Annotated in this window: 9 protein-coding genes; 2 read left to right on the top strand and 7 right to left on the bottom strand. The window is 37.8% G+C overall.

All coding sequences use genetic code 11. From position 1 onward, the window contains the following. Window positions 1–11: 11 nt before the first annotated feature. The 6 genes from NSQ77_RS13550 to galU all read right to left on the bottom strand — a co-directional run bounded on the left by NSQ77_RS13550 (window position 12) and on the right by galU (window position 6,917). A complete protein-coding gene (locus NSQ77_RS13550; protein ID WP_339226567.1) occupies window positions 12–1,613 on the bottom strand; it encodes an ATP-binding cassette domain-containing protein in 1,602 nt (533 codons plus the stop codon). A gap of 29 nt (window positions 1,614–1,642) precedes the next feature. Then, window positions 1,643–2,443 carry an ABC transporter permease gene (locus NSQ77_RS13545; RefSeq protein ID WP_339226566.1) on the bottom strand — a complete coding sequence of 267 codons (801 nt, stop codon included), beginning with the start codon at window positions 2,441–2,443 and terminating at the stop codon, window positions 1,643–1,645. 141 nt (window positions 2,444–2,584) lie between these two features. After that, entirely contained in the window at window positions 2,585–3,358 is a 774-nt protein-coding gene (locus tag NSQ77_RS13540; protein WP_339226565.1) for a glycosyltransferase family 2 protein, read from the bottom strand. Next, the gene (locus NSQ77_RS13535) at window positions 3,359–4,519 is read right to left on the bottom strand and encodes a glycosyltransferase (RefSeq protein ID WP_339226564.1); all 1,161 of its coding nucleotides are present in this window, start codon (window positions 4,517–4,519) and stop codon (window positions 3,359–3,361) included. Between the two features lie 39 nt (window positions 4,520–4,558). After that, on the bottom strand, window positions 4,559–5,668 hold the full coding sequence (locus NSQ77_RS13530; protein WP_339226563.1) for a glycosyltransferase: 1,110 nt from the start codon (window positions 5,666–5,668) through the stop codon (window positions 4,559–4,561). 361 nt (window positions 5,669–6,029) lie between these two features. Next, window positions 6,030–6,917 carry a UTP--glucose-1-phosphate uridylyltransferase GalU gene (gene galU, locus NSQ77_RS13525; RefSeq protein ID WP_339226562.1) on the bottom strand — a complete coding sequence of 296 codons (888 nt, stop codon included), beginning with the start codon at window positions 6,915–6,917 and terminating at the stop codon, window positions 6,030–6,032. A 296-nt stretch (window positions 6,918–7,213) separates the two neighbouring features. Here galU and NSQ77_RS13520 point away from each other — a divergent pair, with 296 nt between their 5' ends. Continuing rightward, window positions 7,214–8,527 (top strand): nucleotide sugar dehydrogenase, encoded by a 1,314-nt coding sequence (locus tag NSQ77_RS13520; RefSeq protein WP_339226561.1) that lies wholly within the window; start codon window positions 7,214–7,216, stop codon window positions 8,525–8,527. Window positions 8,528–8,601: 74 nt separating this feature from the next. Here the strand turns inward: NSQ77_RS13520 and NSQ77_RS13515 are convergent, their stop codons facing one another. Beyond that, the gene (locus tag NSQ77_RS13515; protein WP_339226560.1) at window positions 8,602–10,059 is read right to left on the bottom strand and encodes an APC family permease; all 1,458 of its coding nucleotides are present in this window, start codon (window positions 10,057–10,059) and stop codon (window positions 8,602–8,604) included. A 394-nt stretch (window positions 10,060–10,453) separates the two neighbouring features. Here NSQ77_RS13515 and NSQ77_RS13510 point away from each other — a divergent pair, with 394 nt between their 5' ends. Further along, entirely contained in the window at window positions 10,454–16,078 is a 5,625-nt protein-coding gene (locus tag NSQ77_RS13510; protein ID WP_339226559.1) for a S8 family serine peptidase, read from the top strand. Window positions 16,079–16,128 lie beyond the last annotated feature (50 nt).

The following is a 16,128-nucleotide window of genomic DNA, read 5'->3' as shown; positions in this document are numbered from 1 at the left end:
AAACGGTACCATTATTCTTTATTTTCTACAGGTTTCTTGGGAGATTCCTGTTTAAAAACTTGCTTTCTTATTTGTTTTACAACTTTTTTATTCGCGTTTCCAGTTTTACTTATGCCAAGTGATTCTCGATATGCAGCAACTGCCTCTTCCGCAGTTCCATCAAAGCGAACCTGTCCACGCTCCATCCAGATTCCTCTAGTGCATACTTTTTCCACAAAGTTCATACTGTGCGAAACGATAATAACTGCTTTTGCATGAGACATCATGTCTTGGATTCGTTCACTTGCTTTTTGCTGAAATGCCATGTCACCAGTTGAGAGTGCTTCATCAATAATAAATATATCAGGCTTCAATATAGCGGCAATGCTAAAGCCGAGCCTTGATTTCATACCAGATGAATATTGTTTTACTGGTTTATCAATGGATTTTTTCAGTCCGGAAAATTCAACAATTTCGTCATATTTCGCTTGTACTCTTTTTTTAGGTATCCCAAGAAGCATCGCATTCAGGAAAATATTGTCTCTTCCAGATAATTGTGCATTAAAACCTGTTCCATACCCTAAAAGGGAAGAGGTTTCCCCTTCTAGCTGAATATCGCCTTGGTCTGGCTTCAGGATATTTGTCAGCACTTTGCAAAGTGTACTTTTTCCAGCACCATTATGACCGATGATCCCAACTACTTCGCCTTCTTTTATTTCAAAATTAACATCCTTTAACGCCCAGAATGTGCCTGTATTAAGTTCATAGGAAATACCCACATTTGTAGCCCGAACAATCGTTTTATCTTTAACCGAGCTCTCCGTTTTGTTTAGTTCCAGGCTTCGTTTGCGTTTAGGTGGCGCAGGGACTGTTGCTTTATAATGCGCAACAATCTCTTTCGGATCACCAATTTCCTTTACCACACCCTGATTGATCCACATTAATCGATCACAATTTCGCTGTGCGTATCTTAGGCTGTGTGTAACAATAATTACCATTTTAGCCTGTTTTACAAGCTCTTTCATTTTCACAGCAGCTTTTTTGCTAAAACGCGCATCCCCTGTATTTAATGCTTCGTCAAGGATAAGCACCTCAGGCTCTAAATGGGCCGCGACACTGAATCCGAGTCTTGCTTTCATACCACTGGAATAATATTTCATTGGCTGGTCAATAAAATCTCCGATATCTGAGAACTCATGGATATCATCAATATAATGATTAATCAATGATTTACTGACTCCAAGCATCATGCCATTTAAATAAACATTCTCTCTTCCAGTCAGCTCTTTATTGAAGCCCATTCCAAATGAGAATAATGCAGTTACCTTACCATCAACGTGCATTGTCCCTTTATCTTGCTGCAAAATTCCTGCAATGATTTTACTTAATGTCGTCTTTCCAGCTCCATTGGAACCGATAATGCCGAGGATTTCTCCTTGGTGACCTGTAAAATCTATATCCTTTAATGGCCAGACTTTTTCCTTTTTCTTTTTCTCTTTTTTAGCGAACATGCCAAATACACGTGATTTTATATCATCCTGATAGCCACGGTCATAAAAGGAAACACCTATATTCTTAGCAACGATAACATCCTCTTGCGATTCGTGCGTATTATGTTTCGTTTGATCCTGCATGTCTACCCCTCATTTTAAATATGACATACCTATAATGCCTTAATAATTTTATGTTCGTTTTTACTGTAATAATAAATCATAAAGGTTCCTATAATAATTGCGATTAAGAAAAGAATTCCAAGACCAATCAAATTTGGTGTTTGGTGGAACATCAAAATATCTCGATAGGCTGTAACTATAATCGCTACTGGATTGTATTCAATCAATGGTACAAGCCAGTCAGGCACCTTTCCACTTCTGATTAAACGTCCACCTTCCCAGATGATCGGGGAAGCGTAGAAGAAAATACGTGTAATATATGTCATTAGATTCTCAATATCTCGAACAAAAATCGTAATAAATCCGAGAACAAGTCCTAACGCCAAATGTACCGTTAATTGAATAAAAATAATTAATGGCAGGTATGCAATATGCCATGTTGGTACAACGCCATAAATTGCTAGGAATAACGCAATTACAATTAAACCAAATGCAAAGTTAAATAACTGTGTTAACGTAAACGATAATGGAAATAGCGCTTTTGGCAAAGATACCTGATTAATAATCGAGCTGTACCTTAAGATGGATTTTGATGATGAGTTGATGCTTGTACTTATCCAACGCCAAGCGACTAATCCAATGACTAAAAAGAGTGGATATGAAAACTCATCATGGGTTCTCCCCAGTACGATTACGACTAGGAAGTAGTACACCAATACATTCAATAATGGATCCAGCAACCACCAAAAATATCCTAAGTAACTATTCCGGTGCTCTGCCTTCAACCCGGACTTGACTAAGTAAAATAATAAATCTTTTCTCTTCAGCATTTCTTGCATATAATTTTTCATTATTCATGACACCGCCTAATATTAAAAGCCTAAAAGCTTAATCAATTATTACCTGATTATTGATTTATCGCTTTAACAAAAAATGTATTATGATTATAATCAGTGTTCTTTATATAAATGTATTTTCGATAATAATTATAATCATCGCTTCGTTCTCCATCTAATAAGATCCATAATGGACCTTATTACATAATGCGCAAAGTACCATATGCTTTTCGGCAAGCTTTGCTTTTCAATTTTCCTGAAAACATACCAGTTTCGTTTTGCAGCTTTCCACTTATTACTTGAGATTGAATTGCCAACAAGGCGGTATTCGGCTAATATTTCGGGAAGTCCATAAGCAAGGAAACCCTTTTTCGTAATGGTTAACCAATAAACATAATCCTGCCTTGTTCGGATATTGACCATTTTCAAATGACCAACCTTATCTCGGTCAAGCATAACGGTTAAACAGCCAATTACACATCGTTTCATTAAATCATCGTAATTTACAGATTCTGGGGTGCTGCTCACAGCATTTGTTTTAGTCCCATCCTCTAAAATTCGGACATACTTTGTGAAGGAAAAAGCGATGTCGTTGTTTTGCATAAATCGGAGTTGTTTGTCCAGTTTTTCTGGCAGCCAACGATCATCACTGTCAAGAAAAGCAATATAGCGACCTTTAGCATTCTCCATTGCTGTATTACGCGCTACAGCTGAACCGCTGTTCTCCTCAAGAACAATTAGCTTAATTCGATTGTCACGCTTCCTATATTCTTCCACAATCGACGTTGTATTATCAGTGGAACGATCATCCACAATCACCATTTCCCAATTAGAGTACGTTTGATTCAAAACAGAATCAATCGTATCTCCGATAAACCGCTCTGCATTATAGGCAGGGGTAATTACCGATATAAGTGGATCTTGTTTCATTTAATCACCGATTCCTTCTTCCCGCATACTTTTCTTTTCTAAATCAAGCAATTTATAATACCAGGAAATTAATTTTTGCTCTTCTGTATACCAGTTCAGTTCCTCTGCAACAGCTTTTTTCCCATTCTCCCCCATGCGTTTTGCTTCTTCAGGGTTATTTTTAAGATAAGAAATTGCCTTTCTTATCGCTTCATCATCATATGGGTCAACAGCTATACCGCACTGATAGGTTTCCATAAATTTTTTCCAGACAGGAAAGTTAGAGCAGATTATCGGCAGCCCTGCATTCATATATTCAAAAAACTTGGTCAGTTCTTTTTTCATATAATGCTCCGTTGGCGGGAAAAGGGCTATCCCTGCCAGCCAATTTGTTTGAAGGTAGCGATCCTCAATTACTTCTTTTTCGATAAACTGGTCGATTCCTTCAATTTTTAAGTTTGCTTTCTTATCTCCAGCTGCCTCGTACATTTTTTCTGCCAGGTCACTTGGACATTTACCTACGAAATGCATTTCAATCTCTTCATCAATTACCGGTATGCGAGCGTGAAACATTGCACCTCGTACAACGGACACATTTCCAGTATACAGGACTTTATTCTCTGCAGGGGTTTCACGTTTGCTATTTAAAAACTTTTCATTAACTGTCGGGTAATTTAGAATACACGTCCCCGTCGGATAAATATCCTTATAATATTTTTCCGCAAGACATAATTCAAAGTTCCGAGCAAAAAAGCGTTCCATTAATCTATAAATAGACGCAATCATTTTTCTGATTGGCAATGACATATAATCTTTTTGCAGAATGCTTGTAATGTAATCTTCATGAATATCATAAACGACGACATTGTCTTTATTTTTTAACAGCCATGCTATCGGCAAAAGCTCTGGATCATGAAAGTGATAGATGTCTGCGTTTAATTTTTTCGCTTCTTTAAAAGCTGCAAATGCGCCAACTGTCATCCTTTTTAATCTGCTTTTATATTTTTTTAATGGTATATGTTTTATTGGTTTATCTCCATTTGATTTCTGATCGCCTTCTTGGGCGATTAAAGTCACATCAAAACCTGCCTTTTGCAATGACTTACACTCTTTATGATAGATCCTGGGATCATATGGGTGGTGTACAGTTGTTAACTGAACAACACGCTTTGGAGTATGCATACTCCTTCAACTCCTGTTCAACATTTTATTCTGTCTTGGTTATGTTTCCATAAATACATCTTCATATTGTTTAACAATTTTCTGTGCGCGGAATGTATTCACACGCTCTAGTCCTTTTTTAATGGCATGATCCCGCCTGTCTTCTGTCCAGGTTAATGTTTCGTAAATTTTTTCTGCTATTTGTTCTGCATTTCCAATTTCACACATTAGCCCATATTCACCAGCATTTAATACTTCTTCAGCACCAGGGTATGCCTTCGTTGAAACAACAGGTATTCCTGTGGCTAACGCCTCTGACAGAACATGGCCAAAGCCTTCTCGTTTCGAGGTTAGGACGAAAACATCCGCATGGGCAAAATAGATATATGGATTCTGTTGGAATCCAAGAAAAAATACTTTATGCGCCACACCTAGTTTTTCAGCAAGCTGCTTCAATTCGCCCCCAAGTTCACCTTCACCAAGAATAACAAGCTTTACATCGATGCTGCGACTTACATCAGCAAACGCTTTAATCAGTGTTTGTTGATCCTTATCCTGGACCAGCCTGCCTGCTGTAATGATTACTTTTTCATTTCCATTAAATATGGTTTGATGTTCCTGTGGAAGAATTCCCTCTTTTATATTAGTTCGAATACGTTCTATATCTACTGGGTTATAAATAACATTAATTTTTTCACGTTTTACCTTATAACGCTTTACAATATTTTCTTTTACACCGTTGGAGAGTGCAATCACGCGACTGGAAAGTTTGTATAAAAGCCCGTATAGTCTTAATTTAAAATCAGCAGCAGGGCTGCCTCCCAAAAAGGCTGCTTCTCGCACGATGTTTTTTGCTCCAGTAAAAGAGAAAAAATTTCCCAGTATGGCTATCGTGTTATAATTCGGAATCGTACTGAATACGATATCCGCCTTTTCTTCCCGAATTACTTTTGCTAATGGGAAAATGGCTGATCTTAATCGTTTCGTCTTTAATTTAATAAATTTCACATCAGTCTCTAGATACTTCTCATAGCTTCCATCGTACTGTAATGTAACGAGTATTGGAATGAATTTCGATCTATCGATATTGTTTAATATGTTCAATAATGTTCGAGCAGCTCCACCGCCACCCATTTGGTAAATAAAAAATAAAACACGTTTCTTCTCCACGAAATCGTCATCCTTTTTTTAAAGTAAAGAAAGTATATGATTTAACTGTACTGTGACACCCATATTCAGCTTCTTCGCCAGCGATTAGCAAGGCTTCCGCTTTTGTTCACTTCCTTAATAGACCGAAAATACACTGAACGAATTATACCATAGCGGCAACAATAAATAAATTGTCGAAATCATTACAATTAAGGTATCATCCATATGATTTATTGTTACATTGTCCCTTTTTTGTAAAGCTCTCTTAATATAACCAAAAATCCGTTATCCTGCCTTTGAACACAAATATATAATAAAAATGGATGTTTAACGCCAAAAAGGACCTGGTATGATAAACGCAGATCCTTTTTGTTGCTGGTGTCTATTGTTGTTCTAAACTTTTCAGCTTTTGCTCCATATATGCCTTAATTTCGTTATGTAAGTCTGGTCTATTCAGGGCAAAATCAATGGTTGCTTGTACAAATCCTAATTTCCCGCCAATGTCATAACGTTCACCAGTAAAGTTATATGCAAGCACTTGTTCCTTTTCATTTAACTTATTTAATGCGTCCGTTAACTGAATTTCGTTATTTTTCCCTGGCTTCTGTTTTGCGAGAATATCAAAAATTTCAGGTGAAAGTATATATCTTCCCATAATTGCTAAATTAGATGGAGCTTCATCTCGACCTGGCTTTTCAATTAATGATTCAATCGCTCGAACAGAAGAACCATTATCGTTTAGCGTTAATGGCTTAACGATGCCGTATTTTGATACATCCTCCATTGGGACATCGTGTACACCAATTACCGAAGATTGGTGTTTATCAAATACATCGATAAGCTGCTTTAAACATGGTACTTCTGATTCCACAATATCATCCCCAAGCAGAACAGCAAATGGCTCATTTCCTACAAAGCTGTGCGCACAGCCAATTGCATGCCCTAAGCCTTGAGGCTCCTTTTGTCGGATATAATGGATATTGGCTAAATTCGAAATAGACTTGACCATTTCCAGCATTTGGAGCTTCCCTTTATGTGCGAGCGTTTCTTCAAGCTCGTAAGACTTATCAAAGTGATCCTCTATTGCACGCTTTCCTCTTCCAGAAATAATAATAATATCTTCTATTCCGGAAGCAACTGCTTCTTCCACAATATATTGAATCGTTGGTTTATCCACAATTGGAAGCATTTCCTTTGGCTGTGCTTTTGTAGCTGGCAGGAAACGTGTCCCTAATCCCGCCGCCGGGATTATAGCCTTCGTTACTCTCATCTTATGCTCTCCTTCTATTATAATTAAATAGCCGTTTATTAAGGTTTTCTTATTTTACCTTGTGATAGTGTTAGTTTATCATATTGCCACTTACTATCCAATTTTCGACAAAAAAATGCAATAAATAGTCAGAATCTGTATAATAGTAATTGCTATACAAGATCAATATATAGATGTATAGTATTTTTGAAAAGCAATATTTAAAGATGTAGTGCCATTTAGGAACCGAGAAGCACTACTTAATCTTAAAGCTTCATATGAAATAAACCATACAGATAAAGGAAGGCAACGATACCATGGAATTGTTTAAGAAATTACAAGCAAAAGAAGAGAAAATTGCAGTTATCGGTTTAGGATACGTTGGTCTGCCACTAGCAATAGAACTAGCTAAGAAATTTGATGTTGTTGGCTTTGATGTGAATAAGGCTAAATTGGATAAATATTTAAGCGGGATTGATGTAACAGACGAGGTTGGCGACGAAGCCCTCAAAGAAACGAGCCTAGTATTTACGAGTGAGGAGGAAGAGTTACAATCTTGCAAATTTCATATTGTAGCTGTACCAACTCCTATTAATACGGATAAGACACCTAATTTAAATCCAGTAATTGGAGCAAGTGAAACTGTTGGAAGGAATTTAACTAAAGGCTCTATCGTTGTTTATGAGTCAACGGTATATCCGGGAACGACAGAAGAGGTTTGCATTCCAATTCTTGAAGAAGTTTCGGGTCTGGAATTTGGAACTGATTTTAAAGTTGGTTATTCACCAGAGCGAATTAACCCAGGTGACAAAGTAAATACCTTAACGAAGATCACAAAAATTGTTTCCGGTTCGGACGAGTCTGCGCTTCGCGAAATAGCTGATCTTTATGGCTCTATTATTGAAGCTGGTGTATTTGAAGCCGAATCCATTAAAGTTGCTGAAGCAGCTAAAGTCATTGAGAATTCACAACGAGATATCAATATTGCATTTATGAATGAGCTTTCAATGGTGTTTAATAAAATGGATATTAATACAAAAGCTGTCTTGGAAGCTGCTGGAACGAAGTGGAATTTCCTTAACTTCACACCTGGATTAGTTGGCGGACATTGCATTGGCGTTGATCCATATTATTTCACCTATAAAGCCGAACAACTTGGATATCATTCGCAAATCATTCTTTCGGGAAGAAAAATTAATGATGACATGGGAAAATACATTGCAAGCAATATCATTAAAAAAATGATTAAAGCCAAACAAGAGATCGACGGTGCACGGGTAGCTATTTTCGGACTCACGTTTAAAGAGAATGTTCCAGATGTCCGAAATACAAAGATCATCGATATCATTACAGAATTACAGGAATACGGTGTTGAGACACTTGTTCATGATCCTGTTGCCGAGAATGAGGAAGTTTATAATGAATTTAACATTCGCTTAGTAGAACAAGAGGAATTAATGGAGTTGGATTGTGTAGTATTTGCTGTTCCTCACAAGGAATTCCAGGAATCTTACACCTTAGATAACTTGGAAGAGCTTTACAAAAATGATTCAAAAGTGTTAATTGACATTAAAAGCATCTTTGACAGAAAAGAATCTGAAGCAAGAGGATATCATTACTGGAGTTTGTAATTTGATAGTAAAGAAAAAACGGGAATCTTTGTTTATTGCAAAGATTCCCGCTTTATTAATTCCAGGTTGGATTTTTATCTGTTTTTCACATTAACTTCTTCCTGACCTAAGATTAAGTAATTCAATTCCTTTTCAGGGACTTTATTAAATTGCTTACGTTTCATCAAATAAAAGATAACCCCGAGAACAATCCACGCTGCTAAGGCAATCCTTGATTCAATTCCTAAATATGCAGGTGATCCCGGAACCAGCAACAGGCCAAGAAACACAAGACTCGTAAGCAATCCAATAAAGGAAACAACTTTTTTAAATGGTGAAACGGTATTTAATTGTTCATTAAAATTAGCATCTTTTTTCCACCTAAATAGTTTAAATGCAGTGAAACAAGTGTAAAAGTAAGCTATTGTTACACCTACCGATGACATGTCAACCACCCACAGCAATGCCTCTCTGCCAAACCACGGGGCGAACATCGCCAAAATCACTACAAATATAATACTAATATAAGGTGTTTTATACTTTGGATGCAATTTCGAAAAGGTTTCAGGAAGTATCTTTGCCCGCGACATAGCAAATAGCAAGCGGCTAGAAGAAAGAATAAAGCCAATCAACCCAGTGAATATTCCCATCGTCAATGCTACCACTAAAATAGCCAAACCACCTATTCCCAATAAACGTTGAATCGCTGTTCCTGTTCCCCAAATGTAATTGCCGGCAACTAAACCTTGCCACGGCTCTGCCATGGATGTCGTAATAATCATCAAGCTGTATAATACGAAAGCAAAAAATATTGCATAAATAATTAAACTGAATGCTTTTTTAGAGGAAAAATTAAATTCCTCGGCTGTTTGTGGTACTGTATCAAATCCAACATATGCCCATGGTGCAATCGCTACAATTGAAATAATGGCTGCAAAAGCAGTTGTTTCCGCAGGGAAAAATGGTTGTATATTTGATATTCCAGTACCTGGCTGTATCCCAGCTAATAGTGTTAAAGCAACAATACTAGTAACCATTACACAGCAAAAGATAAACTGGATTCTGCCAGACATTCCAGTTCCTTTTATATTGAAATACCCGAATACGATGAGCGCAATTGTTCCAATTATAATTTCTGTTCCATATACACTCCAGCCAGCAACGTCGTAAAGATAGATGTTTTCAATAAGCTTCGGCAGCGTAAACTTAATCATTAATGCAAATGCTGATGCATTGAGTGCGACAATACAAAGATATCCAAACGTTAAAAACCAGCCACATATAAATGCATGTGTACGTCCCAGACTAACATATGTATATGCAAACGCTCCTCCTGAAACAGGAAAGCTTTTGATTAAAAAGCCGTAGCTGACAGCTATCAGCATCATTAATAAACCACCAATACCGAATCCAATAATTACTCCGAGCGGACCAGCTGTAGACATCCACGTTGTAGGTTGCACGAATGCTCCCCAGCCAATCGCTGAACCCAAGGCAATTGCCCATACCCAATGTGGCTTTAATGATTTCTCTAAAGTGGTTCTTTCATCCATACTTTTTCTCCTTTAATGTCGATTTGAATTTTAAACATAGGTTTTATTTTATCACTACTTATTTACAAAATATAATATTTTCTATTCCAAAAATATGACAAACGTATTTACCTATCATATACAATGTTCCCTGTTTACCCTAAAGAAACCAAAATAAACAAAAAGACCCAACAAAGATATCATACAGCTTTAAACAATAGTCGTAATTAACTAATTATTATTTATATTGCTATTATATTACAAAATTATATTCCTATTGTAATAGAGCTGTGCTACTATAAGATTGCATTATTGTCAAAAAATTGAATAATTTGGTGAAAGGATTGATTTAATATGAGGAATTAGTCGACCTATATAGAAAAATAATTGAAACGAGAATGGGAGGAAAAAATGGTTGAAACAGAGATATGTTAAGAAATTATTTAGTAGTTTATTAATCTTTACCCTTATACTTTCATTATTTAATCCATTAATTGTAACTGCTGAAACAAATCACGATGTTTCTAAGCAACTAAACATTGACGATAGAATATCGCAGCTGAAAAATGCAGTTTCAAAGCAACAAGCATTATTAAATCAGGAGCCTGTTTTACATCCATCATTGCAAAATTTATCTAGTGATAAAGAAGTAGCTGTTATTGTTCAATTATCGGAAGCTCCAGTTGCATTAGAACAAGGTAAGAAAACAGTCGAAGGAAAAATGCTTAGCGGAGCACAGGCAACAACTGTAAAAAATAAGGTTATTAATGAGCAAGCCAGGTTTGAAAGACTATTAAAAGCAGACAAGATAGACTATGAGAAAGGATTTACGTACACCGAGGCATTTAATGGGATGTCATTGAAAATGAACGCCAATGACATTGATAAGCTCTTAACAATGGAGGGCGTTGTCAGTGTTGATCCAGATGAAGAAGTTCATGCTCTTGAAGTTGCTGGAAATAATAAAGCAGGTCCGATGATGATTGATACTGTCCCCCACCTTGAAGTTCCTCAACTTTGGGATCTAGGTCATGAGGGACAAGGTGTGAAAGTTGCCGTGCTGGATACGGGTATTGATTATAATCACCCTGACTTTCAAGAAATTTATAAAGGCGGCCATAACTTCATTGAACATACGGATGATTATGCACGTCCTCGAAACGATGATGATCCGTATGAAACTACTCCAGAGGATCGTCCAGAACATATGCCAGAATTCAGTGCCAATGGCAGCTCCTTTTATACATCACATGGGACACATGTTGCGGGTATCATTGCAGGAACAGGAAACAATGAATACGGCATAAAAGGAATCGCTCCTAAAATTGATTTGTACGCATATCGTGTACTAGGTGCATATGGAAGTGGATTTACGTCCGGGATCATTGCTGCGATTGATAAATCGGTCGAGGAAGATATGGATATTATTAATCTATCATTAGGCGGTGGCAGCAACAGCCAGACTGCCCCAGACGCAATTGCTATCAATAATGCTACTTTAGCTGGAGTTACAGCAATTGTTGCAACAGGAAATAGTGGTCCAGGACGTGGTACGGTTGGAAATCCTGCATCTGCTGCACTGGCAATTTCAGTAGGAAACTCCACATTGCCAGAGGATACAATTCAAGCAAGCTTAGATATTAGTGCTGGTGAGTACCAGAAGCAATATGACGCAGCATTAATGGGATGGAATTTTGCTGAAAATCCAGCTGATGCATTATCGGGTACATATGACGTTGTACCTGTTCCAGGAGTGGGTGCATCCTCTGACTATGAAGAAATTGACATTGAAGGAAGAATTGCGTTAGTTGCACGCGGTGAAATTCCGTTTGTAGATAAGATAGAGGCGGCGAAGGAATTTGGAGCTATCGGTATCCTGATTCATAACAATATTGAAGGTGAAGGTCCTGCAAATGTATTGCTGGGAAGTTCATTTGGCTATATTCCAGCATTTGATATTTCAACTGCAGATGGCCAAGCTTTAAGAGAAGCAATCGCATCGTCAGCGGACAATATTGGCGAGGTTACCTTTAGTGATTACCAGGATGAGTCTACTGATGGCGACCAAATTAATCCATCCAGTTCACGTGGACCAGCTACGCCAGTATTTGACATCAAACCAGATGTTTCGGCACCAGGGACAAATATTATGGCAACAGTCCCTGCTTATGGAAAGGATTATCCTGATGCTGCATATGCTCAAGCATACGATCGGAAAACGGGAACGAGTATGGCTGCACCTCAAGTTGCAGGCATAGCAGCTTTACTTTTGTCCAAAAACCCTGATTGGACACCATATGATATTAAAGTGGCACTGTCAAACACAGCAAAGCAATTGAATACAGAGCAATATGATGTTTTCGCTCAAGGACCAGGTCGTGTTCAGCCACTGGCAGCTGCAAATGCAGAAGCATTGGCATATGCATTAGACACAACTGTTTTTGATGAACAATCACTTGATTACGAAAAAGGAACCATCACATTTGGCCGCGTAGCACCAGATCCAGAAAAAGCTTTAACGATAACAAAACAGATTGAAGTACGCGACCTAATCGGAAAATCCAGTGATTTTGATGTAAGTGTTGACGTAACGAAAGCAGCAACTGGTGAATTAGATGATGCTAGCGTTACCGTAAACAAATCAGCCTTTACTTTAAATGGTACGGAAACTCTTGATGTTACATTATCTGTCCCAGCAGGCGAAGAATCTCCTGGAAACGAGCTGCTTGGATACATTCATATTACGAACGGGACAACGAATTTAGCATTACCGTTTGCTGTTAACTTTTCCACAGAGATTCCGAGTGGACTAGCATATTTCGAAATAAACGATTATGCAATTTCACCTAATAATGATGGCCAGCATGATGAAACTTCTTTAGAATTTGGATTGTTAGCAGATGAAGAGCTGATGTCTATTGAGCTATGGGATGCAGCAAATCCAAATGGCGGCTATTATGATGATGGATATATTGGTTATTTGGCATTGCAAGCATTACCTGCTGGTGAATGGCAGCTTCCAATAGGTGAAACATACTACGATTGGGAAACCGAGCAAGAAATGGTAATTCCCGATGGTGTGTATACCGTTGATTTTAACTCATGGGATATTGCAAATCAAAATATCACATTGCTTGCAGACGATGGACCATTTTATGTAAAAACAGCTCTTCCTCAAATTGATTTCGCTCCTGTAGAGGAAGCAATTGACGGAAACGAATTTGTTGTAACAGGATCAATCGATGATAAATTTATTGACTTTAAAAAGACTGTCGAGAAAATTTTTGGATTGACTTACGATGTGAATGAAAAATTATCCGTCACATATGAACTGACAGATGATGATGGTCATGTTTTAGAAAGCAATGATGTAACACTGGAACAAGATGGAACATTTAAAGTCCAGTTAACGAACTTAACGAACGGTAAACACAACCTTGCTTTAACAGTTACCGACATTGTTGCAAATAGCGCTCAGCAGCAACTTGAGCTGGACGTTACAGAAGAAGAAGCAAAGGAGATTACGATTTCCTTAACACCTTCTACTAATGAGCAAACAGAAGAACCAGTTACGATTTCTGTAGATACAGATAGTGAAGCAGAATTGGTTAAGATGAAATGGCTGCAAGGTGACAAGACTGCGGAAGATTTTGCTGAAGCAGGAAATCTTATCGACTTAGATACAAAGGCTTTTGAGGTTCATGAAAATGGAACATACACCGTTTATGTACAAAATAGTGAAGGTGTTGAAGCTGTTGAATCGATTACGATAGAAAATATAATAGATCCGGTTGAAGAGGAAATTGCTATTACCCTTTCCCCTTCCACTATAGAACCGACAGAAGGACCAATTTCCATCTCTGTTGATTCGGATAGTGAAGCAGAGCTGGTTGCTATGAAGTGGCTTGAAGGTGATAAAGCTGCAGCAGATTTTGCTGAGAGCGGAAATACCATTGATTTAAATGCAAAGTCATTTGATGTTCATGAAAATGGAATCTATACCGTCTATGTTCAGAATAGCAACGGGACCGAAGCAGTTCAAACGATTACAATAGAAAATATTACAGATCCGGTTGAAGAGGAAATTGCCATTACCCTTTCCCCTTCCACTATAGAGCCGACAGAAGGACCAGTTTCCATCTCTGTTGATTCGGATAGTGAAGCAGAGCTGGTTGCTATGAAGTGGCTTGAAGGTGATAAAGCTGCAGCAGATTTTGCTGAGAGCGGAAATACCATTGATTTAAATGCAAAGTCATTTGATGTTCATGAAAATGGAATCTATACCGTCTATGTTCAGAATAGCAACGGGACCGAAGCAGTTCAAACCATTGCAGTTGGGAATATTATCGTACAAGGTAAGCTCAGCATTACATTGAGCCCTTCTACAACAAAACCAACGGAAGGTCCTGTATCCATTTCTGTTATTACAAACAGTGAAAAAGAGCTTACTGCATTAAAATGGCTTACAGGAGAACTTACAGAAGAAGATTTCGCGGATGATGGAGACGCAATTGACCTGAAAACAATGACTTTCGATATTGCTGAAAATGGGTCCTACACGGTATACGCGAAAAACAGTGACGGATTAGAGGCTGTACAAACCATTGTAATCGATACTATTATTGAGCCTGGCGATGAGATTATTAATATTTCATTGATACCTTCAACGACCGCACCAACTGAAGGAGCTGTTACAGTTTCGATTGACACTGACAGTGCAGCAGATTTAGCAGCATTAAAATGGCTTGAAGGTGAACATTCCATTGAGGATTTTGCTAAATCAGGAGCAGGAAATGCAATTGATTTAAACAAAAAGGCATTTGATATCACAGAAAACGGGACTTACACTGTTTACGCGAAAAACACTAATGGAGCTGAAGCGGTTCAAAGCATTACGGTAACAAATATTACGGACCCTGCTGAAGAGGAATTTACCATCACGCTTTCCCCTTCTACTACTGAGTCAACAAAAGGTCCTGTAACGATTTCTGTTGCAACAGACAGTGAGACAGATTTAGCAGCATTGAAGTGGCTAACAGGCGAGAAAACAGCTGAAGATTTTGCTGAGGATGGACATGCAATTGATTTAGAGACAAAAGCTTTTGATGTTAATAAGAATGGAATGTATACCGTTTATGCAAAGAATCGCAATGGAGTTGAGGCCATCCAAACCATCCATGTCGAGAATATTTCTAAGCCGGCACCTAAAGAGGATACTGTTATTACAAAGCCACAAATTAAGGATGGAGCAGCTGTCATTTCAAATGATGCTATCGATAAACTAGCGGATGATGGTACATTCATCATTAACTTAGACAAAGTGGAATCTGTACGTATTGACATTACAAAAGAACAGGTTGCTGCTTTGAAAGCAAAAGAAGCAACATTGATTATTCAGAACCATCATATTGAAATGCAAATCCCATTGGTTAATTTACCGGATGATAAAGACATTTCAATTAATCTTGAAAAACAGGACGGGGTTAAAGAGGCTGTCAGTCCTGTATATGATTTAACGATCTATGCAAACAAAAACGCAATCGACATCTTTAAGGAACCGATATCGCTTATATTCACTATTGATGCAAATAAAGTTAACCATACAGATGCTTTAAATGTATACTACTTAAATGAGGAAACAGAGCAATGGGAGTTAATTCCTGGTGCTGTATACAGGGATGGCAAGGTTTCTGTTAACGTGGATCACTTTAGTCAATTTGCCGTTTTTGAAGATGCAGACAATGATGACAAAATTAATGAACCTGCAGACCGGAACCAAGTGGATAAGGATGACAAAAAAAATCCAACAGCTAAAGACCCAATTAATAACAATCGTACAGGTTTCGGCAACAACACCGGCAACAATCCTAGCGGTGGAATGAATACTAGTTATGCAAAAAGCAATCCAACAGATGGTAATAAACTTCCAAATACCGCTACAGCAACATATAATTATCTAGCTATTGGAGCAGTACTAATCATCATCGGTTTGGTTGCGTTCTATATGCAGCAAAGAAGAAAAAGAAAATCGATGCTATGATTATAAACAAGTAGAGAGCCTGGGACAAAAGATACTTATTTATGTCCCAG

The sequence above is a fragment of the Oceanobacillus sp. FSL K6-2867 genome, assembly GCF_037963145.1.
In the GTDB taxonomy this organism is placed as follows: domain Bacteria; phylum Bacillota; class Bacilli; order Bacillales; family Amphibacillaceae; genus Oceanobacillus.
This window is presented reverse-complemented; position numbering and strand designations above follow the sequence as displayed.

Excerpts from the sequence above, each read along its gene's own strand:
- NSQ77_RS13550 (WP_339226567.1), bottom strand. The coding sequence starts at position 1,613 with ATGCAGGATCAAACGAAACATAATACGCACGAATCGCAAGAGGATGTT.
- NSQ77_RS13545 (WP_339226566.1), bottom strand. The coding sequence starts at position 2,443 with ATGAAAAATTATATGCAAGAAATGCTGAAGAGAAAAGATTTATTATTT.
- NSQ77_RS13540 (WP_339226565.1), bottom strand. The coding sequence starts at position 3,358 with ATGAAACAAGATCCACTTATATCGGTAATTACCCCTGCCTATAATGCA.
- NSQ77_RS13535 (WP_339226564.1), bottom strand. The coding sequence starts at position 4,519 with ATGCATACTCCAAAGCGTGTTGTTCAGTTAACAACTGTACACCACCCA.
- galU (WP_339226562.1), bottom strand. The coding sequence starts at position 6,917 with ATGAGAGTAACGAAGGCTATAATCCCGGCGGCGGGATTAGGGACACGT.
- NSQ77_RS13520 (WP_339226561.1), top strand. The coding sequence starts at position 7,214 with ATGGAATTGTTTAAGAAATTACAAGCAAAAGAAGAGAAAATTGCAGTT.
- NSQ77_RS13515 (WP_339226560.1), bottom strand. The coding sequence starts at position 10,059 with ATGGATGAAAGAACCACTTTAGAGAAATCATTAAAGCCACATTGGGTA.